Genomic DNA, 25720 nt, shown 5'->3' with positions numbered 1-25720 from the left:
CTGCTAGGCGCCCGCCGGGCGGTGTGGTTCGCGCCGCATCGCCCACAGCACCGGCCCGTTCCCCGGCAGCCGCAGCTCTTCCTGCACAGTGAAGCCGAAGTGCTCGTAGAAGGGCAGGTTGGACGGCTTGGAGGACTCCAGGTAGGTCGGCAGACCCGCCGCGTCGGCCTGGGCCAGCCCCGAGCGCAGCAGAGCGGCCCCGTGTCCCTGGCCCTGGCCGACCGGGTCGGCGCCGATCACCGCCAGATACCAGTGCGGTTCCCGGGGTGCGTGCTGGGCGGCGGTCTCGACGGCGTCCCTCAACAACGGAGCTCGGTCGCCGAGGATGCTCTGGAGCTCCTGGATGGTCTCCGCGTCGGGAACGGCCTTGGCCTGCGCCTCCGGAGGCACCCAGAAGGCGGCCGCCGCCTCGGTGTGCTCACACACGCCGTGGTGGACGTACTGCCGGGTGAAGATGGCGGTGAAGTAGCGGCCCAGCCCTTCCTCACGGGAGGCGTCGCCCGGGAAGAACCAGCGCATCATCGGGTCGTCGTCGAAGGCGCGGGCCAAGATGCGGCTGATCGACGGAGCGTCCTCGATCGTCGCCGTCTTCGGCGTGTTCGTCATCGGCATACAGGACAGTCTGTACCCCTGTGATCTTCGGTGTCGCGGTGGGGTCCGGCCCGCTCTCGGGACCCACAGAGCAGCCCCGGCACGGTCGCAACAGCCCTACCGGGCGCCGCCGTTCAGCATCGTCTCGGCCGTGGCGAGTATCTCCGTGACGCGGAGCGCGAAGCCGGCGTCGCACGGGTGGGGGTGGCCGGTGCGGGCGGTGGCGAGCAGGGCGTCTGCCGCCCGGACGAGGGCGGGGACCGCTCCTGCGGAGCTCTGGGGCAGGAGCGTGACCCCGGCCTCGCCGCGGAGTTCCACGGCGGCACCGGCCGCCGCGGGCGGTGCCGTCAGGCTCAGGGTGAGGGTGCTGGAGGCGCCGCCGGTGTGGTCGAGGACGAGGTGGACGGTGTCCCCGGGACCGTCGGCCGCAGCTGTCACGCGCCGCGCGTCGCCGAGCACCGGCAGCAGCACGGACAGGGCGTGCGGGCCCACGTCCCACAGGGCGCCCTTCTCCCGCCGCCACGGCGAGGCGGCGAACGGGCTGTCGCTGGTGAACACCGCGCCGAGCCACTGCGCCCGTGCGGTGAACCAGCCCCGCACCCCGGCCTGTTCGGCGATCCACGCCTCCGGCTCGGGCTGGAAGCGGGTCGTGAAGAACACGACGGAGGCGACCCCGGTCTCCCGCACGGCCTCGACCACGGCCCGCCCCTGCTCCACCGTCGGCGCGAGGGGCTTGTCGAGCAGCAGATGGCACCCCGCGCGCGCCGCCCGCACCGCGAGGCGGGCCTGCACCTCAGGGGGCAGGGCGACGGCGACGGCGTCCACGTCGGCGAGCAGCGCGTCGACGTCGTCGTACGCACGCGCCCCATGCCGTGCGGCCAGCTCCTTGGCGGCGTCGGGGCGCCGGCCCCATACGCCGACGAAGTCCAGTTCCTCGTGCAGGCTCAGGGCGGGGGCGTGCGCCGCCTGCGCCCAGGGGCCGGTGCCGAGCAGTCCGATGCGCATGCCGCCGCCTCTCCGCGATGCCGAAGCCGGGTGCCGACCGGTCGTGGCACCCCGGTCGGTCGCCGCTGAGCGTGTCACACGGACCCGGTCGGTGAGCAACCCCTCCCGCGGTCCGTGCACCGCTCAGATGTCCGCGGGGACGTGCGCGCCGAAACCGAGTTCCCGCAGGGCACCGCGCAGCCGCGCCGCCGCGTCGTCGAGCTTGGCCTCGTCCTTCTCGACCTCCGCCGTGGAGAAGTCGAAGTCACCCATGCCCCACGCGGGAGCGACGTGGATGTGCAGATGCGGAACCTCGAAGCCCGCGATGAACAGTCCGGCGCGGGGCGCGTCCCAGGCCTGCTTCACCCCGCGGCCGACCGCCTGCGCCACGGTCATGCAGCGGGCCAGCAGGCCGTCGTCCGCGTCGGTCCACTGGTCCAGCTCCTGCCGTGGTACCACCAGCGTGTGACCGGGTGTCAGCGGGGCGATGCTGAGGAAAGCGGCCACCTCGTGGTCCTGCCAGACGAACCGGCCGGGCAGTTCCCCTGCGAGTATCCGGGAGAAGAGCGTTGGCATGCGGTGAGTATCACATTTCCCGGTGACCGGGACGTGCCCGGGTCGGCTGACGCGCCCTGAAGCAGGGAAGGTGAGAGGGCATCATGCAAGAGCCACACCACCGGCCCGTCTGCCTCGACGTGGCGGACCGCGGCCGTCGTACGGAGGACCGCTGATGACGCCCGGCCGCATCCGGCTGTTCCACACGGTCCTCGGACCGGCCCGCGGACCGGCCCTGTTGCTGGTGCACGGCTGGGGCGGCGACGGACGGGAGTGGTCGGCGCACGCCGAGGCGCTGGCCGGGCGGTTCCGGGTGGTCGTGCCCGACCTGCGGGGGCACGGCCGCTCCGCGGTGCCGGCGCAGGGCAACACGCCCGCGCAGATGGCGGCCGACCTGGCCGCCCTGACCGAGGCGTCGGGCACGGGTCCCGTGATCGCCGTCGGGCACTCGATGGGCGGCCAGGTCGTCAACCTGCTCGCCGTCCACCACCCGAGGACCGTGCGATCCGTCATCGCCCTCGACCCGGCGCACGGCGCCCACGGCGACGAGGCCGACGGGATCCCGGCGCGGCTCGCCGCCTACCGGGCAGGCGGCGCCCGCGAGGCGGCCACCTTCGTGGCCGGCGCCTTCTCCCCGCAGGCCCCGCCCGGACTGCGCACCGCCCACGTGCGTACCATGCTCGGCACCCCGGACCATGTCATCGCCCAGGCCTACGCCGGCATGTACACCGACCCGGGCGCGGTGGGCGTCCGCCCGCGCAGCGAGGCGTATCTGCGGCGCCGGGCGCGGCCCGCGCTCACGGTGTGGACCTCGGCCGAGGCCGCGGCCTGGGAACGCGGCACCCTGCACGTGCCCGGTTCACGCGTCGACCACTGGCCCGACTCGGGGCACTACCTGCACGAGGAGCACCCCGAGCGCACGGTCCGGCTCATCGACGCCTGGGCGGCCGGCACGACGGCCGTCCGACGCGGCTGACCCCGCGCCGCTGGAGCCGCCCGGCCCTGCGTCAGCGGAACGCCGGCATGATCCGGTCGTGGATGAGGCGGAGCTGGGTGTTCACATCGGCCGCCTCCGCGAGGTCCCGGCCGGTGAAGGCCTTGACGATGGTGCGGTCGGTGAGAGCGCAGATGACGTGGTTCACCCCGCTGGGGGCGATGTCCCGCCGGATCTTCTCCGCGCACTCCTCAGGGGTGCCGGCGATCGAGAGGCGTTCGGCGATCTCCGGAGTGGTCAGCTCGATGCCACGGGCCAGATCGCCGGCGGCGATGGCGTCGACGACCGGTTTGAGCTCGCCCGGGTCCACTCCGTTGCGGCGCAGTTGTTCCTCGGGCATCGAGGAGGCGTAGATCCCGACCATGCTGCGCGCCGCGTCCTTCGCGACGGCGGAGTCGGGCCCGGTCGCGAAGACGACCCACGCCCCGATGTCCAGCGACCGCCAGTCCTTGCCCGCGCGTTCGGCTCCGGCCCGGATGTGCCGTACCGCGTAGTCGTAGGCCTCGCGGGTGTAACTCAGCGCGTGATGGCAGCCGTCGGACAACTCGCCCGCGGCCTCGAAGGACTTCGGCCCGCGCATCGCCCCGAGCTTGAGCGGGACCCGGCTCTGCACCGGCCGGGCGAAGGTGAACAGCCCGTCGTACGAGAAGAACTCCCCGTCGTAGGTGATGGCCCCCTCGTCCAGCAGCGTCCGCACCACGTGGAGGGCCTCCTTGACCCGCGACAGCGGCCGGGTACGCGCCCAGTCGATGCGGTACTGCGCCAGCAGCCCGAAGTTGCCGCTGGACAGCACACCCTCGGCGCGCCCGCCGGACAGTTCGTCGAGGGTGGCGAGGGCCTGGGCGATCAGGGTCGGCTCCCGCAGCGTCACGGGGGACACGCTCGGGCCCAGACGGATCCGGCTGGTCCGGCCGGCGGCCGCGGCGAAGAGGAGCCATAAGTCCTTGTGCCAGGTCTCGTCGGCGGCATAGCAGGCGTGGAAGCCGAGTTCGTCGGCGAGTGCGATGGAGTCCAGGGCCTCCGTGAGCGGGTAGTCGGGGAGCATCGCGTAGCTGAACCTCACAGGCGCCACCTTCCGAAGCGGGAACCGCGCGACGGGTGTGCCGTTCTCCCGTCCTGACGAGCATGTGGACGAATCCCTCAGGGAGCCAGGCCCGTTGAGGCAGCCTGGCGCTTCCGGGGGCCGCCTCACTGTCAGACCCGTCTGCGATCGTGTGCGTACGAGGGCGGTGGGCGGCACCGCCCGGATCGGGTCGGGTCGGGTCGGGAGGAGCACGATGGCGGGTCGGAGTGACGGCTGGTCGGGCATGGGCTGGGAGGGCTGGCGGGACCACGACGACGTCCGGCGGCGTCTCGACCAGGGCGCCGATCCGGAGGCCTGGGGCGGCGAGCGGCCCCTTCACCGGGCGGCGGTGTTCGGCTCACCGGAGGTGGTCACGGAACTCGCGCGGCGCGGCGCGGACGTGGACGCGCTGCAGGACGGCAGGACCGCCCTGTGGGAAGCGGTCCTGTCCGACCGCCCTGACAACGCGCGTGCCCTCGCCGCCGCCGGAGCCGACCCCTGGCGGCCTCAGATCGGCGGCTGGTCGCCGGGCCGGCTGAGCCTGGCCGGACCGACACCGGACCTGTTCGCGATCCCCGAAGGGGAACGGGGCCTGACCGAGGCGGAACGCGCGGCGGCGGAGGAAGGCAGACGACTCGTCGCGGCACTGGGAGACCTCCACTACGAGGGCACGGGCCTGGCCTGCGTGACCGGCATCGACGCCGAGGAGGCGATACGCCGCCTGGAGGCGACTCCGGTGGGCGGGAAGGAACTGGACGACCTCCTCGACGAGCCGTACGCGTACGACTCGGACGACGAGTTGTGGATCATCGGCGTGACGTCCGTGCCGGGCGGCTGCGTCGTGACCCAGCCGTGGGGCTACGCGCCGCAGATGCCGGGCGTGCTGACCCGGCTGTCCGTCGGCACCGTCTGCTACGGCCTGTACGCCAACCCCAAGAGCGGCAACCAGGGCAGCATCGCCCGCGACGGTGTCATCGAGGGCTGGGACCTCCACCCGGGCGGCGGTCCGGACGCGGACGACTCACCCGAGGAGGTCCTGGCCTCCTACCTCTACCGCTACAACGCGGTGGCCTACGCCTGTGCCTACGCGGGCCTGCGCCCGACCGACGCGCGGGCCGTGGTCGGGCCGCCCGACAGCTGGGTCCGCCTGCCGCGGCGTGACCACTGGAAGCAATGACGAGGGGGAGCACCGCGCGACACGGAACGACGCCGTGCCGGCCACCTGGTGCGGGAGCTCCAGGCGCGTCAGCCCGTCGGCGGCGACCGTGGTGAAGGCCCGGGCCGTCAAGGTCCGCAGGGATGCAGGCTGACGGATCGCTGAGGCGCCGTCAGCGACCACACGACCGGGCTGGTACGACTCCTGGGGCCACGGCCGCCCGCCGGACACCCATACGCTGCGCAAGGCCGAGCGCACGGGCGGCCGCGATGCCGGCGTGCGGGGAGTCGCCGACGACCCACGCGCCGGCGAGGGGCAGGCCGACGGTGTCCGCTGGGCAGGGCACGGACGGCGGCCGTCGGCTACGTCTCCAGAAAGGCGGCGACCGCGCCGCGGAAGGCGGCGTCGCGGTCGACGAGGGTGTTGTCGAGATCCAGCGGCATCAACGGCACGACCGTGGTGAGCACGGCCGTTGGCCTCCAGGCAGGCGGGTTTCGCAGAGGGCCGGCTGTCTGGACGGGCGTCCGGCGCGGTGACAAGGCAGGATCTCGTAGGACGCGGAGCAGGAGGCGGACATGGCGCAGGACCGGCCCGAACTCGGCCACGCCCAGCGGCGGCACTGGCAGGGCACGTACGCCGCCCACCCGGGCATGTACGGCGCACACCCCTCGGCCGCCGGTGTGCACGCCGCCGAGGTCTTCCGCCAGGCCCGGGCCCGGGAGGTACTGGAGCTCGGCGCGGGCCACGGACGCGACGCGCTGTTCTTCGCCCGCGAGGGCTTCACCGTCCAGGCCACCGATTTCAGCCCCACCGCCCTGGCCCAACTGCGCGACGCAGCCCGCGCCCAGGGCGTGGCCGACCGGGTCACCACCCTCGACCACGACGTCCGCACACCACTGCCGCTGCCCGACGGCTCGGTGGACGCCGTCTTCGCCCACATGCTGCTGTGCATGGCCCTGTCCACCGAGGAGATCCACGCGGCGGTCCGCGAGGTGCGCCGCGTCCTGCGGCCGGGCGGCACCTTCGTCTACACCGTCCGGCACACCGGCGACGCCCACTACGGCGCCGGCGTCCCGCACGGCGACGACATCTACGAGCACGGCGGCTTCGCGGTGCACTTCTTCCCCCGCGCCCTGGTCGACGCCCTGGCCGACGGCTGGATCCTGAACGAGGTGCACCCCTTCGAGGAGGGCGAACTGCCGCGCCGGCTGTGGCGCGTCACCCAGGTGCTGCCGCGCCGACCTGCCGGGACGGTGTGAACCGAGCCGGCCGTCAGCGCCCCGGCGTGGGTGACGGCCACCTGCGGGTTGTCACCGATGTGCGAGCGGCGCGGGGCGGCCGATACGACATCCCGTACGGCGGCCTGAACTGCGGCCCGTGCGACGGTGTTTGCAGGGGACAGCCACCAGGAATGATGGGTGATGGGCCTGATGGCGTAAGCCGCCGGAGGGGACAACGCTGAAGTCCGAATGCTCTGCATCACGACGCCGATGACGACGTACGCCCGGTCCCTCCGGCGTCCGCCACGACCGGGGCCACGCTGCTTCCCCCAGTCCGTCCATGCCCTGCGGCAGGAATCAACTACCCCCATCCCCGCACCCGTTGAGCGAGGCACGGGCCCGGGAAGGAGGAACCATGCCCCCGTCCGACGACGAACGTCTGGGTGCGCTCGAAGCACGGCTCGAGCGTGACGATCCCCGGTTCGCCCGCGCGCTGCGGGCCGGACGCCCCGCCCGGCCCCGCGAGTACCGCCGCACCCGCGCGTGGTGCGCGCTCGCGGTCGGCTTGGGCGTGCTGGTCACGGGGATGGCCCTGGCCGACGGGCTGCTCATCGCCACCGGTCTGGTCCTCACCGGGATAGCCGTGGAGTTGTTCGACCCGCACCGCGTTCACCCGGGACGGCGCACCCCACCGCTGCGCTGAGGCCCGGACGCCGCAGGTGCGCCCGGCCGGTCTCACGGTCGTCAACGATTTCGCGAAGATCGGTATTCGGGTTGCGCTAGGATTCCTTATCGAGCGCTTACGCTCCGTTGAGCGTCATTTCGCTCCTTCGTTCGTTCACTTGCTGGTCAATTGCTGATCGCCGGATTCCGGGCCGACGTGATGGGGGGCGTGACATGAGTGGAGTCTTCCCCGTGCGCGTCGACAACCCCGCCCGCGACGGAGTTCCCGATACCGGCAGCGCCGCCTGAGCGCACCGCGCGCCGACGCTCGCCCGATCCACGCGGCCATCGCCACAGGACCGGTACGTCGACCCCGCCCGGGCCGCGCCACGCACCCGGCCTCGGGCCCCGCCGGACCGTGTGACCCGGCCCCGGCCCGCTGACGGCCGGCCCCACGGGAACCCGCGTACCCGTAGCGACACCCGCAACCGCCGAACCCGGCCCGGCCGCCCGGCACCCGCAGAGGCACAGACGCCGCCACCGAACCGATCCACGGAGGTCAGACGCCCGTGCACGACACCACCGCCATGCTCATCGAACTCGGGGCGATCATTCTCGGCCTGGGACTGCTGGGACGGCTCGCCGGACGGGTGGGCTTCTCACCCATTCCCCTCTACCTCCTGGCCGGACTCGCCTTCGGGCACGGCGGCATCCTGCCTCTGCAGGCCAGCGAGGAGTTCATCGCCACCGGCGCCGAGATCGGAGTCATTCTGCTGCTGCTCCTGCTCGGCCTGGAGTACAGCGCGTCCGAACTCGTCACCACCCTCAAGACCCAATACCCGTCCGGCGGGGTCGACTTCGTCCTCAATACCGCTCCCGGCGCCGCCCTGGCGCTGCTGCTCGGCTGGGGGCCCGTGGCAGCCGTCGCCATGGCCGGCGTCACCTGGATCTCCTCGTCCGGGGTGATCGCCAAGGTCCTCGGCGACCTGCGCCGACTCGGCAACCGCGAGACCCCGGTCGTCCTCGGCGTCCTGGTCCTGGAGGACCTGGCCATGGCCGTCTACCTGCCGATCCTCACCGCCCTGCTCGCCGGGGTGAGCCTGGCGGGCGGCGCGGTCACCCTGCTGGTCTCCCTCGGCACCGTCGGCGCGGTCCTGTACGTGGCGCTGCGGCACGGCCGGCTGGTCAGCCGCGCCGTCTCCTCCGACAACGCCGAGCTGCTCCTCCTGGTCGTCCTCGGCCTCACCCTCCTCGTCGCCGGTCTCGCCCAGCAGCTGCAAGTCTCCGCGGCGGTCGGGGCGTTCCTGGTCGGCATCGCGCTGTCCGGCGAGGTCGCCGAGGGAGCCAGCAACCTCCTCACCCCCTTGCGGGACCTGTTCGCCGCGGTCTTCTTCGTCTTCTTCGGCCTGAACACCGACCCCGCGGACATCCCGCCGGTCCTCGCCCCGGCACTCGCCCTGGCCGCCGTCACCACCCTCACCAAGATCGCCACCGGCTACTGGGCCGCCCGGCGCGCCGGAATCTCGGTCAAGGGCCGCTGGCGGGCCGGCGGAACCCTCGTCGCCCGCGGCGAGTTCTCCATCGTCATCGCCGGTCTCGCCGTCGGCGTCGAACCGCGCATCGGCCCGCTGGCCACCGCGTACGTTCTGATCCTGGTCATCCTCGGCCCGCTCGCCGCCCGCTGGACCGAACCCCTCGCCCGCCGCGTCTCCCGCCGCCCGTCGCGGCAACCACTCGACGCGCCGGCGACGACCGAGCCCGTCGAGGCGGCACACGCGAACGGCTGAGCCGGGCGACACAGGACGCAGGGTGTTGAGTGGTCAAGAGCCCTGCGGGCCCTGGGTGTTGCTGGGCTGGTCGCTTTGCAGCGGCGTTGCTGTGGTTGAGGCAGCCGCAGCCGCAGTCGCCGCGGGCTTCGGTTGGCGATGGCTGCCCCGGGCCGCTTCGCAGCGCCGCCGCGGAGGCCACGGCCGTCCCCTGGGCCCCGGCCTACGGGCGGGACCGAGCCCACTGTCCGAGAAAGCAGCGAGAACTACCCGTTCTCACTCCCGTCCGAGGATCCCGGCGGCCCCCTCCACACCCTCACGCGTCCCGATCACGATCAGCACGTCTCCGCCGGCCAGCCGGAACTCCGGCCCGGGGGAGGGAACCGCCTCCGCCCGGCGCAGCACCGCCACGATCGACACACCGGTCTCCGTACGCATCCGGGTCTCGCCCAGCAGCCGCCCGTTCCAATGCGACCCCGCCGACAGTTCGATGCGCTCGGCCACCAGCCCCAACTCGGTCGTCGACAGCAGGCTGGGGCTGTGATGGGCCGGCATCAACGCGTCGATGAGGGCCGCCGCCTCCCCTTCGGTCAGCCGCACGGACAGCGCGCAGGCGTCCGGATCGTCCTCCTGGTACGCGTTCAACGTCCGGGCGCCGTCCCGATGGGCCACCACCGACAGACGGCGCCGCTCGCGCGTGGTCAGGTCGTAGCGGACCCCGATCCCGGGCAACGGCGTACTGCTCATGCGTGCGGCGCCCACGGCTGTCCCCCTGCTGTCCGATGCGAGTGTGTGTTCAGCACAACGTTGATGACACCCTAGCGACCACCCGAAACCAGCCGACCGAAGCCCGCCGGAAGCGCCGCGACGGCCCTTCCGCGCGGACCGGCCTGCACGCCGGACCCGCCCCACCCCACCATTCAGCTGCCCGAGCACTGAATGCGTTCTCCTTCTTCTATTGGACCTCCGGCCGCCCGACGGCCAGGCTGGAGTGCGCCGGCGCGCCGCGATCGCGGTCGTGTGCCGGCCCGCATCGTTCTGCGCGACAGCGAAACAACAGCCGGAAGAGGTCACGAGCACATGCACACCCGCCGCATCGGTGACGTCGAGGTCAGTGCGATCGGCCTGGGCGCGATGCCCATGTCCATCGAGGGACGACCGGACGAGGAACGCTCCCTCGCCACGATCCACGCCGCGCTCGACGCCGGAGTGACCCTGATCGACACCGCGGACGCCTACCACCGCGACGCCGACGAGATCGGTCACAACGAGACCCTGATCGCCAAGGCCCTCGCCTCCCACGACCGCGGCGCCGACGTCCTGGTCGCCACCAAGGGCGGCCATCTGCGCCCGGGCGACGGCAGCTGGACGCTGGACGGCAGCCCCCGGCACCTCAAGGAGGCCTGCGAGGCGTCGCTGCGCCGGCTCGGCGTGGAGGCCATCGGGCTGTACCAGTTCCACCGGCCCGACCCCCGGGTCCCGTACGAGGAGTCCGTCGGCGCGATCCGCGATCTGCTGGACGAGGGGAAGATCCGCATGGCCGGGATCTCCAACGCCGACCCCGAGCAGATCCGACAGGCCAACGATGTCCTCGGCGGCCGGCTCGTCTCCGTGCAGAACCAGTTCTCCCCGGCCTTCCGTTCCAGCGAGCCGGAGCTGCGGCTGTGCGACGAACTCGGCATCGCGTTCCTGCCCTGGAGTCCCCTCGGCGGCATCTCCCGGGCCGGTGAACTGGGCTCGGCGCACGCCGCGTTCGCCCGGATCGCCGAGGCTCGGGGCGTGAGCCCGCAGCGGGTGTGCCTGGCCTGGATGCTCGCCAAGTCGCCGGTCGTCGTCCCGATCCCGGGCGCCAGCCGGCCGGAGACCATACGGGACTCGGTCGCCGCCACCGACCTCGTCCTGACGGACGCCGAACTCGCGGAGCTGGACGCGGCCTGAACCCGCCGCCGGCACCACGCCCACGCGCATCACGCCCACGCCGCACCCTCGCCCGCGACGCATCCCCGCCTACGCCGCGCCCCCTGCCGCACCCCCGCCCGCGCCGCACTCCCTCCCGCGGCGCGGGCGGCCGCGCGCTCGTCCGGCCGGGGACTCCGGCCGCTTCCGGCTGCCGTCTCATGTCGCGGACGACCCATAAGCCGCCCGGGAGCCTGGTGTACTCCTGGCCCGCACGGGAAGAAAGCGCTTGCCATCCGTCCGGCAACCGGGGAGGACCACCGCCGTGGCGTCGCCGTTGGAAAAACCGCTCGACCACCGCTACCGGGGCGAGCACCCGATCCGCACCCTCGCCTACCTGTTCCGCTCCGATCGCGCCCGCCTGGCCGCGGCCGTCGTCGTCTTCACGGTGAAGCACAGCCCCATCTGGCTGCTGCCGCTCATCACCGCCTCCATCATCGACACCGTCGTCCAGCACCAGCCGATCAGCAGACTGTGGACCAGCACCGGGATCATCCTGTTCATCCTGCTGGTCAACTACCCGCTGCACCTGCTGTACGTCCGCCTCCTCTACGGCAGCGTGCGCCGCATGGGCACCGCCCTGCGCTCGGCGCTGTGCACGCGGATGCAGCAACTCTCCATCGGCTACCACTCGCGCGTCAGCGCCGGCGTGCTGCAGGCCAAGGTGGTGCGCGACGTGGAGACCGTCGAGCAGATGGTGCAGCAGACCGCCGAGAACGGGCTCGGCGCGGTCACCGTGCTCACCGGCGGGCTGGTCATCATCGCCGTCCGCACACCGGAGTTCCTGCCCGTCTTCCTCGTCGTCGTCCCCGCCGCGGCCCTCCTCGTGGCCCGGCTGCGGTCCCGGCTGCGCACCCACAACGAGCACTTCCGCCACGAGGTGGAGACCCTGTCGTCCCGGGTGACGGAGATGACCCGTCTCATCCCGGTCACCCGCGCCCACGGCCTGGAGGGCAAGGCGCTGCGCCGCATGAACGGCACCCTGAACCGGCTGCTGACCTCCGGGCTGCGCCTCGACCTGGTCAACGGCCGGTTCGGTTCGCTGGCCTGGGTGGTCCTCAACGTGATCGGCGTGCTCGTCCTCGCGGCCGCGGCGCTGGTCTCGTACTACGGCGTCTGGGGCGTCACCCCCGGCGACGTCGTCATGCTCAGTGCCTTCCTGACCACCCTCACCAACTCCACGACAACGTTGGCAGGCCTGGCCCCGGTCATCACCAAGGGACTGGAGTCCGTCCGCTCGGTCGGCGAGGTGCTGCAGGCGCCCGAACTGGAGGACAACGAGGGCAAGGCCGAGCTCACCGCGTTGCGCGGCGCCATCACCTTCCACGACGTCGACTACGCCTACGACACCGACGGACGCCGCGCCATCAGCGACTTCACTCTCGACGTGACGCCGGGGGAGACCATCGCGCTCGTGGGCGCCTCCGGCGCGGGCAAGTCCACCGTGCTCAACCTCGTCATCGGCTTCATCCGCCCCACCTCGGGCCGGATCCTGCTCGACGGCACCGACATGAGCACCCTCGATCTGCGCACCTACCGGCGGTTCCTGTCCGTGGTGCCCCAGGAGTCGATCCTCTTCGACGGCACCGTCCGCGAGAACGTCGCCTACGGCATGGACGACGCCGACGAGGAGACGGTACGGGCCGCGCTGCGCGACGCCAACGCGCTGGAGTTCGTCGACCGGCTCCCGCAGGGCCTCGACACCCTGGTCGGCGAGCGCGGCGCCCGGCTGTCCGGCGGGCAGCGGCAGCGCCTCGCCATCGCCCGTGCCCTGATCAGGGACCCCAAGGTGCTGGTGCTGGACGAGGCGACCTCGGCGCTGGACACCCGCTCGGAGGCGCTGGTCCAGCAGGCGCTCGCCCGGCTGCTGCACGGACGCACCACGTTCGTCGTGGCGCACCGGCTGTCCACCGTGCGGGGCGCGGACCGGATCGTGGTGATGGCCGACGGCCGGATCCAGGAGATCGGCACACACGAGGAGCTCCTGCGCCGGGGCGGGGCGTACACGGCGCTGCACAGCGGGCAGGTCGCCTGACCGCTGGTCCGAGGGCTGGTCCGCGGGCTGGGCGGTGTCTGGCCTGACGGTTGGTCAGCAGACGACAAATTCTCGTCAATTCCGCCCCGGTGAGAGAAAGGTGTGAATGTTTCCACCTGGTTCGGGCATACGCAGCGAAAATCGAGAGAGGGGCGCTACGTGCTCGTACCGGACCCGAAGGTCGTCAGGAAGTTGCTGACGCGGTACGCGTCGCTGCGGATCGCTCAGTCGGAGAAGTACCTGCCGGCGGCGGAACGCGAGCTGGAGAACGTCAGCTACACGCTGTGCGTGATGATGGGAACGACCAGCCTTCACGACGCCATCGCCAAGGCGGACGCCCTGCTGCTCACCAAGGGGCGGTCCGAGACCGCGGACCCGGACGAGGAGAACGGCCTGTCGCTGGCCGTGTGACATCTCGCGGGCCCGGGCGTGGACCGGGCGTTGCCTCGGCGGCCCGTGCGCGGGCCGCCGAGGCAGCCGTCTTTCCGTGGAACGCCGTGCGGTAGGCGTGCGGTGTGGTGCCGACCACTTTGCGGAACCGTTCGCGGAACGCCGTGGGCGACCCGAAACCGGCCTGCCGCGCGACGCGTTCGATGGAGTGGTCGCTGTTCTCCAGCAGGTACTGGGCGCGCCGCACGCGCGCCCGCAGCAGCCACTGCAGCGGTGTCGTGCCCGTCTGCTCGCGGAACCGGCGGCTGAAGGTGCGCTCGCTCATCCCGGCGCGCGCCGCCATCGCCCCCAGCGTGACCTCGGCCGCCAGGTTGTCCTCGATCCACTCCAGCAGTGGTTCGAGCGCCGACCCGCGCGGCACGGGCGGGTGCCGGTGCACGATGAACTGGGCCTGGCCGCCCTCCCGTTCCAGCGGCATGACCGACATCCGGGCGGCGTCCGCGGCGACGGCCGACCCGAAGTCCCGCCGGATCATGTGCAGGCACATGTCCAGCGCGGCGGCGGCCCCGGCCGAGGTGAGGATCTGCCCGTTGTCGACGTACAGCACGTCCGGCTGCACCTCGACGCGTGGATAGCGCCGGGCCAGATCGTCGGCGGCCACCCAGTGCGTGGTGGCGCGCAGCCCGTCCAGCAGCCCGGCCTCCGCCAGCACGAACGCGCCCACGCACACGGACGCGACCCGCGTGCCCGACTCGGCCGCCTGCCGCAGGGCCGCCAGCACGCGCTCGGAGGGCGGCCCGGCGTCCGGGGAGCGGCCCGGCACGATGACCGTGTCCGCGTCCGCCAGCGCCTCCAGCCCACAGTCGACCCGCAGGCCGAAACCACCGTCCGCGCGCACCTCCGGCGACTCGGCGCACAGGCGGACCCGGTAGGGATGCCGGCCGTCCGGCAGGCGCGTCCAGTCGAACGCCTGCAGGGGCGCCGCCATGTCGAACGGCACCACGTCGTCGAGAACCAGGATCGCCACGGAGTGCATGGCGGCCACGATAGGCGGGTCCCCGCCACGCGCAGGACACAGGGCAGGAGGTCGGCCGAAGGCAGACGCTGGTCAGCCCGGTTGGCGAGAACCCGTTGGTGGCTGTCGTTTCAGCCCATGGGCGCGCACGCCCCGGCTGCCTAACGTGAGGCTCGTTGATCACCGCACGGAGATCTCACGGAAAGGATCCCGGTGACCAAGTTCCTGCTGTCCCTCCATGTCCTGGCCGCCATCGTCGCCATCGGCCCCGTCACCGTCGCGGCCAGCATGTTCCCGCCGGCGGTGCGCCGCGCGGCACCCGCCGACGGCGACGGCCCCGACCCGGCGGCGGTGAGTACGGTCGAGCTGCTGCACCGCATCTGCCGCGTCTACGCCGGCATCGGAGTGACGGTGCCCCTGTTCGGCTTCGCCACGGCCCTCGCGATGGACGTCCTGGGCAGCGGATGGCTCGTCACGTCCATCGCCCTCACCGCCGCGGCCGCCGGCGTCCTGGTCGCCTTCGTCCTGCCCCGCCAGGACGAACTCCTCGGGCAACTGAAGGTCAGAGAGCCGGTCGAGCGGTCGAACACGGTCCAACTCGCCATCCGCACCGGTGTCTTCAACCTCCTGTGGGCGGTCGTCACGGTCCTGATGATCGTCCGTCCCGGTTCGACGACGGGCGCTTGATGGGCCATCGGGTCCGCGGCAGCCGCCCCCAGCACCTGCCCGCCGTCAAGTACCACGGGGGAACTCGCACCCCCGGGTGGCGGGGCGCCTAGACTCGCCCTCGTGCCTCCGTACGGAGGCCGACGAGCAGAAAGGCACGTTGACGGGTGTTCCAGGATTCCCCCATCTACGACCGACTCATCGCGGAGTGCGGCGATGTGCCCGCACAGGTACGCCGGGAGGCCGAACGCGTGAGCAGGGAACTGGAGCTGGTCATGCGGCCTCTGCAGTCTCCCGGCTACGCACCGGGCCCCCTGGACCGGCCGCACCACCCGGGCACGGGCTGGCAGCGCTCCGCCCTGCCCGGTCCGCGACCGCACTGAGCGCGGCGGCGGTGATCCCGGCGGTCACGACACCGCCGTGTTCCTGCCGTTGAGGCGCGCGGCCGACTCCTGCGGGGCCGGGCGCGCCAGCCACTCGGCGATCGTGCGCGCGATGGGCTGCCCCGTCTCCACCTCGACGAACCCGAACTGGCCCGACTGATTGCACTCCAGGAACCACCAGGTCCCGTCCGCGTCCTCCACGAAGTCGAAGGCCCCGTAGGCCAGTTCGGCCTCACTCACGTACGTGCGCACGGCCGCGGCGGTGCGTGGCGGGACGTCGACGGGCTGCCACGGCGAGCCGGGCGCGGCGAAGCGTACGTCGACCTCGTCGGGATCCGCGTCCGACGCGGTCGCCTTGCGGGCCGCCAGCAGTTGGTCGCCCACCACGGTGAGGCGGATGTCGGCCCGCTTGGCGATCCGCCGCTGCAGCAGCGTCGGCCCGAACGCCACCGCGGAGAAGTCCGCGTCCGGCGCGACCCGGCTGGTCGGCACCGCCCGCGGCGGATCCTGCGGATGCGCGCCCGACACCGGCTTGACCACCAGATCCGGGTAGCGCTCCGCGAACTCCCTCGCCGCCCGCGGGAAGGTCGTGATCAGCGTGGCGGGCACCGGCAGACCGCACCGCTGGGCGAGGCGCAGCTGCCAGGGCTTGTGGCGCGCCCGGCGTGCCGCGTCGGGATGGTTCATCCAGCGCGCGTCCGAACCGCGCAGCATGCCGTAGAGCGCCTGGGAGGCCTCCTCGGTCAGCCACGCGGACGGCTGGGCCGCCCGCCCGGCAGGGGTGCCCGGCCTGCGCACCCACACGGAGCGCAGCCCGCCGATGCTCACCAGCCGGCCACCGGCGGACAGATGGCCGCGGAAGCGGCCGTGGACGTACTCACCGGACAGCGCGACACCACCGGTCAGGTCGGCGGGATCGAGGCGGACCACCGGAACGCCCGACGCGTTCAGGTGCACGACCACCATGTCCGCGGTCACGTCCTCCTCACAGGTGAGGATCAGTACGGTCATCGTCGACGGTCCGCGGTCAGTCGTCGAAGTGCGTCTTCGAGCCCGCGGTGGACGTCGTGGTCCCCACTTCTCTCAACAGGGCGTGGTCGCAGGCGGCGACCCGGCCGTCGAGGAGCACGTTCAACTGCAGCCCGGCGTCGTACACATATGGAGTGGCCGCCTCCAACTGTGCTGCCGGGCGGGCATAGTTGAGCGCGAACGGTTGCATCGTCTCTCCCTCGTCGGTGCTGCGCCGATCAAGCGATGGTCACAGGGCGCCGTCGCTTGGTCCGCCGACTTCCTTCGGCTTCCAGAGACTTATACGAATCGAACGGGTGGTTGGTTTCCTTACGGTCCGTAGTCAAAACGGGGGCCAGGATTCCGCTGCGTCGCGGGTACGCGGCCCGCGGTCAGCGCACGGGTGCGCCGTCCGGCCGCCGCGTCGCTCTGGAATCCCGCTCGCCGAGGGAGCCGCGGACGGAGCGCAGAGCGAGGAGGAGGACGCCGATGTCGTCCAGGTACACCGGGTCGGGCACCAGGTCGGCCGGCAGCACGAGATACAGGACGGCGCCCCAGAACACCCAGCGCGGCCCGGTGGGCAGACCCGCGCGCCGCAGGTCGCGCCGGGTCCGGACCAGCCGGACCAGAACAGCGACGGCGACGGCGAGTACGACGGCCGCGAGGACCGCGGCCACGGTGATCACCGCTGTGGTCGCATCCACGGGCTGACCTCCTCCCGGCGTGCCATGACACACGCATCCCTACCTGGATTCCCGTTTCCGGCGGCTGTATGGCGCCCAGGACCGGACATGTGCGTCTCGGCCCGGTGCCTGACCCGTCCGAAGGGGTCCCGAGGGGGGAATCCGTCATCCCCATGGCCCAAGAGTGGCACGGGTGTGACGGCTGCGCCTGGTCATGGTCACCGTAACGTCGCTGGCGGCCCTCACCGCCCTGGTCGTCCGCGTGGCGTCGCCGTTCCCCGCAGGCGCTGGGTGGCCCGGTCGGCACCCGAGGCACGCCGAATGGCGGAGTGAGCCGTATGGCCGTTTGGCGGAGCGGGCCACCCGCACGTCTCACCGGACCGGATCCGCGTGACGCGGGTGCGGTCCGCGTGCCGTCCACGTCACGTCACTTGAGCAGTCCGGTCAGCACCCGGTCCGGCGTGAGCGGGAGTTCGCGGAAGCGGACGCCGGTCGCGTGGTGGACGGCGTTGCCGATCGCGGCCGCCGTCCCGACGATGCCGATCTCGCCGATCCCCTTGCTGCCCATGGGGTTCAGATGGGGATCGTCCTCGTCGACCCAGTGCGCCTCGATCGCGGGGACGTCGGCGTGCACGGGCACGTGGTACGACGCCAGGTCGGACTCGGCGAAGTCGCCGAACGCGGCGTCCATCGTGCTGCCCTCGGTCAGCGCCATGCCCAGGCCCATGGTCATGCCGCCGATGAACTGGGAACTCGCGGTACGGGCGTTGAGGATGCGCCCGGCGGCGTAGACCCCCAGCAGACGGCGGACCCGTACCTCACCGGTGACCGTGTCCACCGCCACCTCGGCGAAGTGCGCCCCGAACGCGTGCCGCGCCCAGGGGCTGCCGGCGTCGGCCGTGCCCGAGGTGTCGGCGCGGGCCTCGATGCCCTGCCCGGGCAGCGGTCCCGCGTGGTCGGCCAGACGCTCGGCCAGCCGTACGCAGGCCTCGTGGACCGCCCAGCCCCAGGACGCGGTGCCGGACGAACCGCCGGCCAGGGGAGCGGACGGCAGGTCGCTGCTGCCGACCTCGGTCCGCACCCGCTCCAGCGGCACGCCCAGGCCGTCGGCCGCGATCTGCGCGAGCACGGTCCGGGCGCCCGTGCCGATGTCGGTGGCGTTGATCCGTACCAGGAACGTCCCGTCGGGCAGGGCATGGGCCGCCGCCGTGGAGGGCGACACCAGGACGGGGTACGTCGCCGCGGCCACCCCCGTGCCGACCAGCAGGGGACCGGCGGTTCGGGAACGCGGCCGGGGATCGCGCCGGGACCAGTCGAAGCGGCGGGCGCCCTCGCGCAGACACTCCACCAGATGCCGGCTGCTGAACGGCCTGCCGCTGTCGGGTTCGGTCTCCGGCTCGTTGCGGATCCGCAGCTCCACCGGGTCCATGCCGAGCTCGGTGGCGAGCTCGTCCACGGCGGACTCCAGCGCGTACATGCCGGGCGCCTCGCCCGGTGCCCGCATCCACGACGGCGTCGGCACGTCCAGCGGCACCACGCGGTGCGTGGTACGGCTGTGCGGGGCGGCGTACATGACGCGCGCCGGTACGGCCGCCTGCTCGACGAACTCCTCGATGCGCGAGGTGTGGGTGGTGACCTCGTGGACGAGGGAGGTGAGCCGGCCGTCGGTGTCCGCGCCGAGCCGGACCCGGTGCAGCGTGGGGGCCCGGTGCCCGACGACGGCGGGCAGGTACCGGCGGGGCAGCGCCACGGTGACCGGACGGCCGGTGTGCCGCGCCGCCATCACCGCGAGTACGACGTCGGGCCGGGGCGTGCCCTTGGAGCCGAAACCCCCGCCGACATGCTCGGCGACGACACTGATCCGCTCCTCCGCCAGCCCGAACAGCTCGGCGAGCACGGCCCGTACGGTGGTGGCGCCCTGGCTGGATGTGTGCACCGTGAGCCGGTCGCCGTCCCAGTGTGCGGTGCTGGCGTGCGGTTCCATGGGGTGGTTGTGCAGCGGCGGCACCCGGTACCCGGCGTCGACCCGCACGGCCGAGGACGAGAAGGCGCCGTCGGGATCGCCGTGTTCACGACGGGCCGGATACCCGCCGTTGGCCTCCTCCGGCTCGTACGCCCCCGGGTGGGAGGCGCTGAGGGCCACGTCGTGCTCCTCCACGTCGTACGCGACACGGACGGCGTCGGCACCCGCCCGGGCCGCCTCCAGCGTGTCCGCCACCACCAGGGCCACGAACCAACCGCGGTGCGGCACCCGGGAGTTCTGCAGCACCGCCAGCGTGGGGTCGTCCGGCTCCGCGAGGCGCGGCGCGTTCTCGTGGGTGAGCACGGCACGGACCCCGGGCAGGGCGAGGGCGGCCGAGGCGTCGACGCCGGTGACCCGGCCGCGGGCGATCGCGGCCGGTACGGGCCAGGCGTGGGCGTGACCGGGCCAGTGGTGCTCGGCGGCGTAGCGGGCCGTGCCGGTGACCTTCTGCCGCCCCTCCCGGCGTACGGCGGGAGCGCCCATGGTGCCGGTCATGAACTCCTCCTTGCGAACGCCGGTTCGGTTCCGGCCAGCCGGGTCAGCACGTCGAGGGCGAGGCGGCGGGCGAGCGGCACCTTGTAGGCGTTGTCCCGCAGCGGCCGCGCGGCGGACAGCTCCAGGTCCACGGCGTGTTCGAACGCGGCCGCGGTGGGAGCCGCGCCCAGCAGCGCCGCCTCCGCCCGCCGGGCCCGCCACGGCCGGTGCGCCAGCGCCCCGAAGGCGATCCCGGCGTGGCTGACGACCCCGTCCGCCACGTCCAGCACGGCGGCGACGGAGGCGAGCGCGAAGGCGTACGACGCCCGGTCGCGGGCCTTGCGGTACGCCGACGGCATCCCGGCCGCCGTGGCCGGCAGCAGCACGCCCGTGACGAGTTCGCCGGGCCGGATCTCGGTGTCCTGCTCGGGACGGTCCCCGGGCAGCCGGTGGAAGTCGCAGGCGGCGACACTCCGGGCCCCGTCGGGGCCGTACAGCTCGACCCGCGCGTCGAGGGCCGCCAGCGCCACCGCCATGTCCGAGGGATGGGTGGCGATGCAGTGATCGGAGTACCCGAGGACCGCGTGGTCGCGGTGCACCCCGTCCCGCGCGCCGCACCCGCTGCCCGGCTCCCGCTTGTTGCACGGCTTGGACAGGTCCTGGAAGTACGGGCACCGGGTGCGCTGCAGCAGGTTGCCGCCGGTGGTGGCGGCGTTGCGCAACTGCCCGGAGGCGCCCGCGAGGACCGCCTGGGACAGCGCGGGGTACCGGTCGCGGACGGCGGGGTGGGCCGCCAGGTCGCTGTTGCGGACCATGGCGCCGATCCGCAGGGAACCGTCGGCCTGCTCCTCCACCGTGTCCAGCGGGAGCCGGGTGACGTCGATGAGGGCGGCGGGCTCCTCCACGCCGAGCTTCATCAGGTCGACGAGGTTGGTGCCGCCGCCGAGATAGCGGGCACCGGGGCGGGAGGCGTACGCGGTGGTCGCCTCCTCGACGCTTTCGGCGCGGACGTACGCGAAGGGCTTCACCGGATCACGTCCTCCACCGCCTCGGCGATGCGCGGATAGGCTCCGCACCGGCACAGGTTGCCGCTCAGCCGCTCCCGGATCTCCTCCCGGTCCAGCGGCACGGGCTCACCCGAGGGCGTCGCGGGGCCGGTGACGTGCGAGGGATGACCGGCCGCGGCCTCGGCGAGCGCGCCGACGGCGGAGCAGATCTGGCCGGGTGTGCAGTAGCCGCACTGGAAGGCGTCCCGCTCCAGGAAGGCCTGCTGCAAGGGGTGCAGCTCCTCGCCGTCCCCGGCGAGCCCCTCCACGGTCGTCACCTCGCAGCCGTCCAGCGCCACCGCCAACAGCAGACAGCTGTTGACGCGCCGCCCGTCCACCAGGACCGTGCAGGCGCCGCACTGGCCGTGGTCGCAGCCCTTCTTGGCGCCGGTGAGGTCGAGATCCTCGCGCAGGACGTCCAGCAGGACGCGGCGGTGGTCGACCGTGAGTGTGTGAGGTTTGCCGTTGACGCGGAGCGTCGTCTCCGAGTGGTGGGGTGAGGCGGCGGTTCCGTCGTGGGGGTCGTCGGGGTGGTTTCCCATGGCGTGGCTGACCTTCCGGGACGGGCCGGGCTGCTGTGCGGTCCGCGTATCCAGGAGGCGGCGACTGACACGTGCGTCGGCCTACTGCTCGGATCTCGCCGGCTCGGCGCCGGTGTCCTCCCGGTCGCGGCCCGTGTCCAGGTCGAGGGATTTGGCAGACGTATCCGCCTTGTCCGTCCCGCGGGCCGGGTCCGTGAGGGCCGCGGGGCGCAGGGCCTTGGCCGTGTCCTTGAGCCGTCCCAGCGTCCGCGTCAGCTGCTGGAAGGCAGACGTGCCCGGAGCTTCGGACGGCCGCGGCTTCGCGGGAACGGCCTCGGCGGCATCGCGGTAGGCGGCCAGCGCCTCATGGGCGCGTTCGGCCGCCTCCCGGTACAGGTCCCGGGACCGCGTCATGGCCTCCAGCGCCTCGGCGTACATGGCCACCAGCTCCCGCTGGCGGACGAGCTCCTCCTCCACGGTGAACAGGTGCCAGTCCTCCCGCAGCGCGGCCAGGGCGGCTTCGGCACCGTCCGGCAGCGGCCTGGGCAGCGCGGCGAACCGCGTCACCGCCTCGGTGAGCTCGGCCGGTTCCGAGCCGTCCAGGAAGACGGCGCGTACGGAGAAGTCCTGGGCGGCGTAGCCGGGCGGCACCGGGCGGCCGGGCAGCACCACGGCACCGCCGCGCGGCACCTGGACGTCGTGGTCCCGCAGGGCCCAGTTCACGACCCGCAGCTGCTGCGGCGCCGCGCGGTGCTCCACCACGCGGTGCCGCAGGCTCGGCGGCAGCCACCGCGTCAGCGGCACACGGCCGCGCTCGTCGGTGGTCATGGCCTCGTGGACGACGACGTGGATGTTCCAGCCGCTGCGCGCGGAGTTCCGCAGCAGTCGGCGTACGGCCTTGTCGTCCCCCGGCAGCGGACTGATGTCGCTGAGGGACAGCCCGGTGGCGGCGTCGTGGTCCCAGGAGGCGTCCGGTTCCTGCGGCCAGAACTTGGCGGCGGGGGACGGCCACGCCGGGTTCCACGGCTGCTCGGCCTCCGCGACCAGGGTCCACTCGCGCTCGTCGCCCGAGGCGGGCGCCAGGCTCAGCCGGGCGCGCACCGTCACCCGATCGGGGACCCGCCAACGCGCCTCGAAGACCCGATCCGGTGACTCCTCCCCGGATTCGGGTACCTCCAGGAAGTCGTCGATGGCCTGGCTGTCCTTCAGCTGTTGGAGCGAGCGCCGCAGTACGTCCTCGGCGGCGGGACCGACGTGGCGGCCGCGAGCCAGCCACACCGTGGGGGGAGTCGTGGGGCGGACGGTGGGGGAGGTCGGCATGAGTCCATCTAGAGGTGGGGGCACGTGTGCCTGCCAGTATCGTCGCCGCAGACCGGTGCCGATCACGCGGGGTCCTCCCCGGTCGGGCTCCCCGCCCCGTACGCGCCTACTGCTGCTCACCTCCCCGGTCGGGGCGTTCACCGGCCCGGTCGGGGCGGGGCTCGCGTCCCGCGACGACGTCGGTCACGCCCGACTCGTCGGTGGTGTCCTCCCCGCCGGGACGGGGAGTGCCGCGGCCGCCGGCCTGGCCGCCGCCCGTGCTGCCGTAGCCGCCGGGCACGCCGGGCACGCTGTCCGCGTCGGCCTGTTCGCGGCTGATGTGCCGGGTGGCGCGCACCCCGGCGCGGCGCTCCGGATGTGGATAGCTGAAGGGTCGGGCGGCGGCCCGCTCCTCCTCGGCGCTCTCCGCCGCGGTGGTCCTGTCGTGGGGGTCTGGGGTCTTGCCGTCAGTCATGCGCTCCGCGTACCCCCACCGGGCCGCGGCATGTGGCGTGGACGAAGCCGGAGGACGCGCGCGGGGTGTGCGGGACGCACACGAGGTGGGGGGCCTTCACCCGTGGCCGGGCCACCGGGCGCTCACGACAATGGGGCGCGAGCAGGGCCCGCCCACCATCCGCATCGGGGCGGGCCTGCTCGCTCACGGCTACCGGCCCTGCTCGCGGGCGGCGAAGAATAGCGGATCGCGATCCCTCGCCGTGCACATTCCGCTGGAAAATGCCAAAGCCCTCACCTGGGCCGAGCACTTTCCGTAGTCTCGAGCTCACGTTCGCGGTACAGCCGTGCAGGGAGGGGATCCGGCGTGCCCGGAATCGACGAGAGTCTGCTGGAAGCCGTGCGCTTACCCGGAGCGCGGGGTGCCGCGGTGGTGGACTGGATCAGCGGTCTTCCCCTGGGCGCGGTCGGCGACGCACCGGGCGGCGACATCGAGGCCGCGGCCGCGGAGGCCGCCGAACTGGCCCGTCTCGCCACCGAGAGCGGCTCCCTCGCCCCCGCCGACGGCGGTGAGGCCACCGCGTCCGGCAAGGAACCACCGGTCCAGGACCTGATCCTCACGACCACGGACTCGTACCACCTGCTGAGGTTCGTCACCACCCCGTTCGACAGCACCGTGATCCTGCACCTGTGGCTCGACCGCCACGACGGCAACCTGGCGCTGGCCCGCATCCGGCTGGCCGAGCTGGCGGACCGACTGGTGCTCGGATGACCACCGCATCCCGTACGGACCGACCCGCCTCGGCCTGTCTCGCCGGCCTCGCCGCCGAGCGCGCCACCGGGGCCCTGTCGACCGAGTCGGGGATCGTCTACCTCTCGGCAGGACACGTCGTCCACGTCGAGTCCGCCCACGCCCCCGACCTCGGCACCTTGCTCACCCGCAGCGGCGCCCTCGCGCCCGACGGCTGGTGGGAGGCGGTCGACCGGGCCGGCGCCCGCCGACAGGTCGGCCGGCACCTGGTCGACAGCGGCCGCCTCACCACCGGCGCGCTCGAACTGTGCCACCTGGGCGCCCTCTTCGACGCGGCGTACTTCGTCCTCGCCCCCGACGGGCCGGTGGTGCGGTTCCGGCCGGGGGCCGCCCACTGGCTCGGCGCGGTGCGCCCCGTACCGTTCGACACCGTGCTGCGCGAGTCGCGGCGCCGCCGGGCCCTGCTGCACCGCATCTGGCCCGAGCCCGCCGTCGACACCGCGCCCCTCGCCCGGGTGCCGGACGCCGACCCCGCCGCACTGCCCGCCCGTCGCCGCCGGACGCTGGCACAGATCGACGGCGCCCGGACCGCCGCACAGATCGCCGCGAACCTCGCCTGCCGCACCTTCCACACCCTCGTCGAGCTGCGCCGCCTCGCCGCCGACGGACTGGTGACCCCCAGGCCCCAGGCCCCCGACCGGCTCACGACGGCGGTGCACGACGAGCCCGACACCGCCCTGCTGCGACGGCTCCTGGGCGCCCTGGAGGCACTGTGATCCGCGCGCGACGACAGCGTGCCGAAAGGAGACTGCTCATGGCCGTCGAGACCGACGTCCTGGACGAACTGCGTCGGCTGCGCACCCGCATCCCCCAGCTCACGGGATCGCTCGCGGCCACCGTCGACGGGCTCGTCCTCGCCCACGACGCGCCCGAGACCGAACCGGAGGGACTGGCGGCGCTCACCGCCGCCGCCCTCGGCATCGCGCACCGCACGACGGACGCCACCGCACGCGGCGACCTCCGCGAACTGCTGGTCCGCGGCACACAGGGCTACGTCGCCACGTACGCGGCCGGCCCCTCCGCCGTCCTCACCCTCCTCGCCGGCGACCGCGTCAACGTGGGCCGTCTGCACCTGGAAGGGCGGCGCAGCGGCGCACGCATCGCCGACCTCGTCGCCGCCCGCACCGGCCCGGGCGCCGGGCGCCACGCCGGCCGGCCCACACCTCCCACACCTCCCACGCCTCCCGAGCACCTCGCCCCGGCCCCCGGGGACCCGGCCCGCCCCATCGGCACCCTCCCGGTACGCACCCCGCAGCGGCCCACCCACCAGCCGCGTATCCAGCCCGGCGGCTGAGACCCCGGCTCCCGTCCCCCACTCGGACACCGGTACCGGTCCGGACGTCCGACCAGACCCATCACCGCCGACGGAAAGGAACCACCGCATCATGGCCAACCTGGAGACCGCGCTGAAGGAGTGCCTGAGCTCCATCGACGGAGCCACGGCCGTCGCCCTCGTCGACTACACGAGCGGCATGGCCCTCGGAACCCTGGGCGGCAGCAAGGACTTCAACCTCGAAGTCGCCGCCGCCGGCAACACCGACGTGGTGCGGGCCAAGCTGCGCACGATGGAACTCCTCGGGCTGAAGGAGGAGATCGAGGACATCCTGATCACCCTCAACAGCCAGTACCACATGATCCGCCTGCTCAAGGGGCGCGGCGGCAACGGGCTGTTCCTCTACCTGGTCCTGGACGCGAGCCGCGCCAACCTGGCGATGGCCCGCCACCAGCTGCGCAGGATCGAGAACGAGCTGGAGGTCTGAACCGGCTCCGAGTCGACACGACGAGGCGGGAAGGGCCCCATCCACTTCTCGCGGATCCAAATTGCGCGGTGCACGGCCGCCAGCCGCTTCCCCGCGTCTTTCCGGGCCCTTCCCGCCCCCTCCAGCACAGCACGCCGACGACGAAGGCGCCAGGGGTCGAAGCGCGACAGAAAGGGGCGAACCACTCTTTCTGTCGACCGGTTGC

Annotated in this window: 28 protein-coding genes; 14 read left to right on the top strand and 14 right to left on the bottom strand. The window is 73.1% G+C overall.

Annotated features, from left to right (window positions below; genetic code table 11):
• Positions 1-3 precede the first annotated feature (3 nt).
• From ACYVMZ_RS21940 to ACYVMZ_RS21930, 3 genes are all read right to left on the bottom strand, one after another.
• On the bottom strand, positions 4-612 hold the full coding sequence (locus ACYVMZ_RS21940) for a GNAT family N-acetyltransferase (RefSeq protein ID WP_461082209.1): 609 nt from the start codon (positions 610-612) through the stop codon (positions 4-6).
• Between the two features lie 96 nt (positions 613-708).
• Entirely contained in the window at positions 709-1596 is an 888-nt protein-coding gene (locus ACYVMZ_RS21935; RefSeq protein ID WP_461082207.1) for a Gfo/Idh/MocA family protein, read from the bottom strand.
• Between the two features lie 123 nt (positions 1597-1719).
• Complete coding sequence (locus ACYVMZ_RS21930; RefSeq protein ID WP_461082205.1) at positions 1720-2151, bottom strand: HIT family protein; 432 nt, start codon at positions 2149-2151, stop codon at positions 1720-1722.
• A 154-nt stretch (positions 2152-2305) separates the two neighbouring features.
• On the opposite strand from ACYVMZ_RS21930, the gene ACYVMZ_RS21925 reads away from it, so the two are divergent.
• The gene (locus ACYVMZ_RS21925; RefSeq protein ID WP_461082203.1) at positions 2306-3106 is read left to right on the top strand and encodes an alpha/beta fold hydrolase; all 801 of its coding nucleotides are present in this window, start codon (positions 2306-2308) and stop codon (positions 3104-3106) included.
• A gap of 31 nt (positions 3107-3137) precedes the next feature.
• On the opposite strand, the gene ACYVMZ_RS21920 is transcribed toward ACYVMZ_RS21925, so the two are convergent.
• A complete protein-coding gene (locus tag ACYVMZ_RS21920) occupies positions 3138-4187 on the bottom strand; it encodes an LLM class flavin-dependent oxidoreductase (RefSeq protein WP_461082201.1) in 1050 nt (349 codons plus the stop codon).
• Positions 4188-4401: 214 nt separating this feature from the next.
• Here ACYVMZ_RS21920 and ACYVMZ_RS21915 point away from each other — a divergent pair, with 214 nt between their 5' ends.
• The 4 genes from ACYVMZ_RS21915 to ACYVMZ_RS21900 all read left to right on the top strand — a co-directional run bounded on the left by ACYVMZ_RS21915 (position 4402) and on the right by ACYVMZ_RS21900 (position 9013).
• Positions 4402-5364: an ankyrin repeat domain-containing protein gene (locus ACYVMZ_RS21915; RefSeq protein ID WP_461082199.1), complete on the top strand. Its 963-nt coding sequence runs from the start codon at positions 4402-4404 to the stop codon at positions 5362-5364.
• Between the two features lie 554 nt (positions 5365-5918).
• Positions 5919-6602: a class I SAM-dependent methyltransferase gene (locus tag ACYVMZ_RS21910; RefSeq protein ID WP_461082197.1), complete on the top strand. Its 684-nt coding sequence runs from the start codon at positions 5919-5921 to the stop codon at positions 6600-6602.
• A gap of 376 nt (positions 6603-6978) precedes the next feature.
• Positions 6979-7266, top strand: coding sequence for a DUF3040 domain-containing protein (locus ACYVMZ_RS21905; RefSeq protein WP_461082195.1), 288 nt, complete (start codon positions 6979-6981; stop codon positions 7264-7266).
• 529 nt (positions 7267-7795) lie between these two features.
• Positions 7796-9013, top strand: a complete 1218-nt coding sequence (locus ACYVMZ_RS21900; RefSeq protein WP_461082193.1) for a cation:proton antiporter — start codon at positions 7796-7798, stop codon at positions 9011-9013.
• A gap of 255 nt (positions 9014-9268) precedes the next feature.
• Here the strand turns inward: ACYVMZ_RS21900 and ACYVMZ_RS21895 are convergent, their stop codons facing one another.
• Complete coding sequence (locus ACYVMZ_RS21895; RefSeq protein WP_461082398.1) at positions 9269-9739, bottom strand: cation:proton antiporter regulatory subunit; 471 nt, start codon at positions 9737-9739, stop codon at positions 9269-9271.
• Positions 9740-10072: 333 nt separating this feature from the next.
• Between ACYVMZ_RS21895 and ACYVMZ_RS21890 the strand changes: the two genes are divergently transcribed.
• The 3 genes from ACYVMZ_RS21890 to ACYVMZ_RS21880 all read left to right on the top strand — a co-directional run bounded on the left by ACYVMZ_RS21890 (position 10073) and on the right by ACYVMZ_RS21880 (position 13394).
• A complete protein-coding gene (locus ACYVMZ_RS21890) occupies positions 10073-10930 on the top strand; it encodes an aldo/keto reductase (RefSeq protein ID WP_461082191.1) in 858 nt (285 codons plus the stop codon).
• A 283-nt stretch (positions 10931-11213) separates the two neighbouring features.
• Positions 11214-12983 (top strand): ABC transporter ATP-binding protein, encoded by a 1770-nt coding sequence (locus ACYVMZ_RS21885; protein WP_461082188.1) that lies wholly within the window; start codon positions 11214-11216, stop codon positions 12981-12983.
• A 159-nt stretch (positions 12984-13142) separates the two neighbouring features.
• Complete coding sequence (locus ACYVMZ_RS21880) at positions 13143-13394, top strand: DUF5133 domain-containing protein (protein WP_461082186.1); 252 nt, start codon at positions 13143-13145, stop codon at positions 13392-13394.
• On the opposite strand, the gene ACYVMZ_RS21875 is transcribed toward ACYVMZ_RS21880, so the two are convergent.
• The gene (locus tag ACYVMZ_RS21875; RefSeq protein WP_461082184.1) at positions 13330-14409 is read right to left on the bottom strand and encodes a GlxA family transcriptional regulator; all 1080 of its coding nucleotides are present in this window, start codon (positions 14407-14409) and stop codon (positions 13330-13332) included. The two genes, ACYVMZ_RS21880 and ACYVMZ_RS21875, sit on opposite strands and share 65 nt — an antisense overlap.
• A gap of 192 nt (positions 14410-14601) precedes the next feature.
• Between ACYVMZ_RS21875 and ACYVMZ_RS21870 the strand changes: the two genes are divergently transcribed.
• Complete coding sequence (locus ACYVMZ_RS21870) at positions 14602-15075, top strand: hypothetical protein (protein WP_461082182.1); 474 nt, start codon at positions 14602-14604, stop codon at positions 15073-15075.
• 146 nt (positions 15076-15221) lie between these two features.
• Complete coding sequence (locus ACYVMZ_RS21865; protein ID WP_461082180.1) at positions 15222-15437, top strand: hypothetical protein; 216 nt, start codon at positions 15222-15224, stop codon at positions 15435-15437.
• Positions 15438-15461: 24 nt separating this feature from the next.
• On the opposite strand, the gene tgmB is transcribed toward ACYVMZ_RS21865, so the two are convergent.
• The 8 genes from tgmB to ACYVMZ_RS21825 form a co-directional block, all read right to left on the bottom strand.
• On the bottom strand, positions 15462-16448 hold the full coding sequence (tgmB, locus tag ACYVMZ_RS21860) for an ATP-grasp ribosomal peptide maturase (protein WP_461082178.1): 987 nt from the start codon (positions 16446-16448) through the stop codon (positions 15462-15464).
• Between the two features lie 16 nt (positions 16449-16464).
• Positions 16465-16656, bottom strand: coding sequence for a putative ATP-grasp-modified RiPP (gene tgmA / locus ACYVMZ_RS21855; RefSeq protein ID WP_461082176.1), 192 nt, complete (start codon positions 16654-16656; stop codon positions 16465-16467).
• Positions 16657-16837: 181 nt separating this feature from the next.
• Positions 16838-17149 carry a YkvA family protein gene (locus tag ACYVMZ_RS21850; protein WP_461082174.1) on the bottom strand — a complete coding sequence of 104 codons (312 nt, stop codon included), beginning with the start codon at positions 17147-17149 and terminating at the stop codon, positions 16838-16840.
• 406 nt (positions 17150-17555) lie between these two features.
• A complete protein-coding gene (locus tag ACYVMZ_RS21845; RefSeq protein ID WP_461082172.1) occupies positions 17556-19646 on the bottom strand; it encodes a xanthine dehydrogenase family protein molybdopterin-binding subunit in 2091 nt (696 codons plus the stop codon).
• Positions 19643-20653 (bottom strand): FAD binding domain-containing protein, encoded by a 1011-nt coding sequence (locus ACYVMZ_RS21840; RefSeq protein WP_461082170.1) that lies wholly within the window; start codon positions 20651-20653, stop codon positions 19643-19645. The genes ACYVMZ_RS21845 and ACYVMZ_RS21840 overlap by 4 nt, the downstream gene beginning before the upstream one ends.
• Complete coding sequence (locus ACYVMZ_RS21835) at positions 20650-21213, bottom strand: (2Fe-2S)-binding protein (protein ID WP_461082168.1); 564 nt, start codon at positions 21211-21213, stop codon at positions 20650-20652. The genes ACYVMZ_RS21840 and ACYVMZ_RS21835 overlap by 4 nt, the downstream gene beginning before the upstream one ends.
• An 81-nt stretch (positions 21214-21294) precedes the next feature.
• Complete coding sequence (locus ACYVMZ_RS21830) at positions 21295-22512, bottom strand: hypothetical protein (RefSeq protein WP_461082166.1); 1218 nt, start codon at positions 22510-22512, stop codon at positions 21295-21297.
• 106 nt (positions 22513-22618) lie between these two features.
• Positions 22619-22966, bottom strand: coding sequence for a hypothetical protein (locus ACYVMZ_RS21825; protein ID WP_461082164.1), 348 nt, complete (start codon positions 22964-22966; stop codon positions 22619-22621).
• 345 nt (positions 22967-23311) lie between these two features.
• On the opposite strand from ACYVMZ_RS21825, the gene ACYVMZ_RS21820 reads away from it, so the two are divergent.
• From ACYVMZ_RS21820 to ACYVMZ_RS21805, 4 genes are all read left to right on the top strand, one after another.
• Entirely contained in the window at positions 23312-23716 is a 405-nt protein-coding gene (locus tag ACYVMZ_RS21820; RefSeq protein WP_461082162.1) for a hypothetical protein, read from the top strand.
• Complete coding sequence (locus ACYVMZ_RS21815; protein WP_461082161.1) at positions 23713-24471, top strand: hypothetical protein; 759 nt, start codon at positions 23713-23715, stop codon at positions 24469-24471. Before ACYVMZ_RS21820 ends, ACYVMZ_RS21815 begins: the two co-directional genes overlap by 4 nt.
• 38 nt (positions 24472-24509) lie before the next feature.
• Positions 24510-25049 (top strand): roadblock/LC7 domain-containing protein, encoded by a 540-nt coding sequence (locus ACYVMZ_RS21810; RefSeq protein ID WP_461082159.1) that lies wholly within the window; start codon positions 24510-24512, stop codon positions 25047-25049.
• A 91-nt stretch (positions 25050-25140) separates the two neighbouring features.
• The gene (locus ACYVMZ_RS21805; protein ID WP_461082157.1) at positions 25141-25515 is read left to right on the top strand and encodes a roadblock/LC7 domain-containing protein; all 375 of its coding nucleotides are present in this window, start codon (positions 25141-25143) and stop codon (positions 25513-25515) included.
• Positions 25516-25720 lie beyond the last annotated feature (205 nt).

The sequence above is a fragment of the Streptomyces deserti genome (assembly GCF_054782695.1).
This window is presented reverse-complemented; position numbering and strand designations above follow the sequence as displayed.

What these genes read in the sequence shown, in the direction of transcription:
- ACYVMZ_RS21940 (WP_461082209.1), bottom strand. Translation starts at nt 612, where the DNA reads ATGCCGATGACGAACACGCCGAAGACGGCGACGATCGAGGACGCTCCG.
- ACYVMZ_RS21935 (WP_461082207.1), bottom strand. Translation starts at nt 1,596, where the DNA reads ATGCGCATCGGACTGCTCGGCACCGGCCCCTGGGCGCAGGCGGCGCAC.
- ACYVMZ_RS21930 (WP_461082205.1), bottom strand. Translation starts at nt 2,151, where the DNA reads ATGCCAACGCTCTTCTCCCGGATACTCGCAGGGGAACTGCCCGGCCGG.
- ACYVMZ_RS21925 (WP_461082203.1), top strand. Translation starts at nt 2,306, where the DNA reads ATGACGCCCGGCCGCATCCGGCTGTTCCACACGGTCCTCGGACCGGCC.
- ACYVMZ_RS21915 (WP_461082199.1), top strand. Translation starts at nt 4,402, where the DNA reads ATGGCGGGTCGGAGTGACGGCTGGTCGGGCATGGGCTGGGAGGGCTGG.
- ACYVMZ_RS21910 (WP_461082197.1), top strand. Translation starts at nt 5,919, where the DNA reads ATGGCGCAGGACCGGCCCGAACTCGGCCACGCCCAGCGGCGGCACTGG.
- ACYVMZ_RS21905 (WP_461082195.1), top strand. Translation starts at nt 6,979, where the DNA reads ATGCCCCCGTCCGACGACGAACGTCTGGGTGCGCTCGAAGCACGGCTC.
- ACYVMZ_RS21895 (WP_461082398.1), bottom strand. Translation starts at nt 9,739, where the DNA reads ATGAGCAGTACGCCGTTGCCCGGGATCGGGGTCCGCTACGACCTGACC.
- ACYVMZ_RS21890 (WP_461082191.1), top strand. Translation starts at nt 10,073, where the DNA reads ATGCACACCCGCCGCATCGGTGACGTCGAGGTCAGTGCGATCGGCCTG.
- ACYVMZ_RS21875 (WP_461082184.1), bottom strand. Translation starts at nt 14,409, where the DNA reads ATGCACTCCGTGGCGATCCTGGTTCTCGACGACGTGGTGCCGTTCGAC.
- tgmB (WP_461082178.1), bottom strand. Translation starts at nt 16,448, where the DNA reads ATGACCGTACTGATCCTCACCTGTGAGGAGGACGTGACCGCGGACATG.
- tgmA (WP_461082176.1), bottom strand. Translation starts at nt 16,656, where the DNA reads ATGCAACCGTTCGCGCTCAACTATGCCCGCCCGGCAGCACAGTTGGAG.
- ACYVMZ_RS21845 (WP_461082172.1), bottom strand. Translation starts at nt 19,646, where the DNA reads ATGACCGGCACCATGGGCGCTCCCGCCGTACGCCGGGAGGGGCGGCAG.
- ACYVMZ_RS21835 (WP_461082168.1), bottom strand. Translation starts at nt 21,213, where the DNA reads ATGGGAAACCACCCCGACGACCCCCACGACGGAACCGCCGCCTCACCC.
- ACYVMZ_RS21830 (WP_461082166.1), bottom strand. Translation starts at nt 22,512, where the DNA reads ATGCCGACCTCCCCCACCGTCCGCCCCACGACTCCCCCCACGGTGTGG.
- ACYVMZ_RS21825 (WP_461082164.1), bottom strand. Translation starts at nt 22,966, where the DNA reads ATGACTGACGGCAAGACCCCAGACCCCCACGACAGGACCACCGCGGCG.
- ACYVMZ_RS21815 (WP_461082161.1), top strand. Translation starts at nt 23,713, where the DNA reads ATGACCACCGCATCCCGTACGGACCGACCCGCCTCGGCCTGTCTCGCC.
- ACYVMZ_RS21810 (WP_461082159.1), top strand. Translation starts at nt 24,510, where the DNA reads ATGGCCGTCGAGACCGACGTCCTGGACGAACTGCGTCGGCTGCGCACC.
- ACYVMZ_RS21805 (WP_461082157.1), top strand. Translation starts at nt 25,141, where the DNA reads ATGGCCAACCTGGAGACCGCGCTGAAGGAGTGCCTGAGCTCCATCGAC.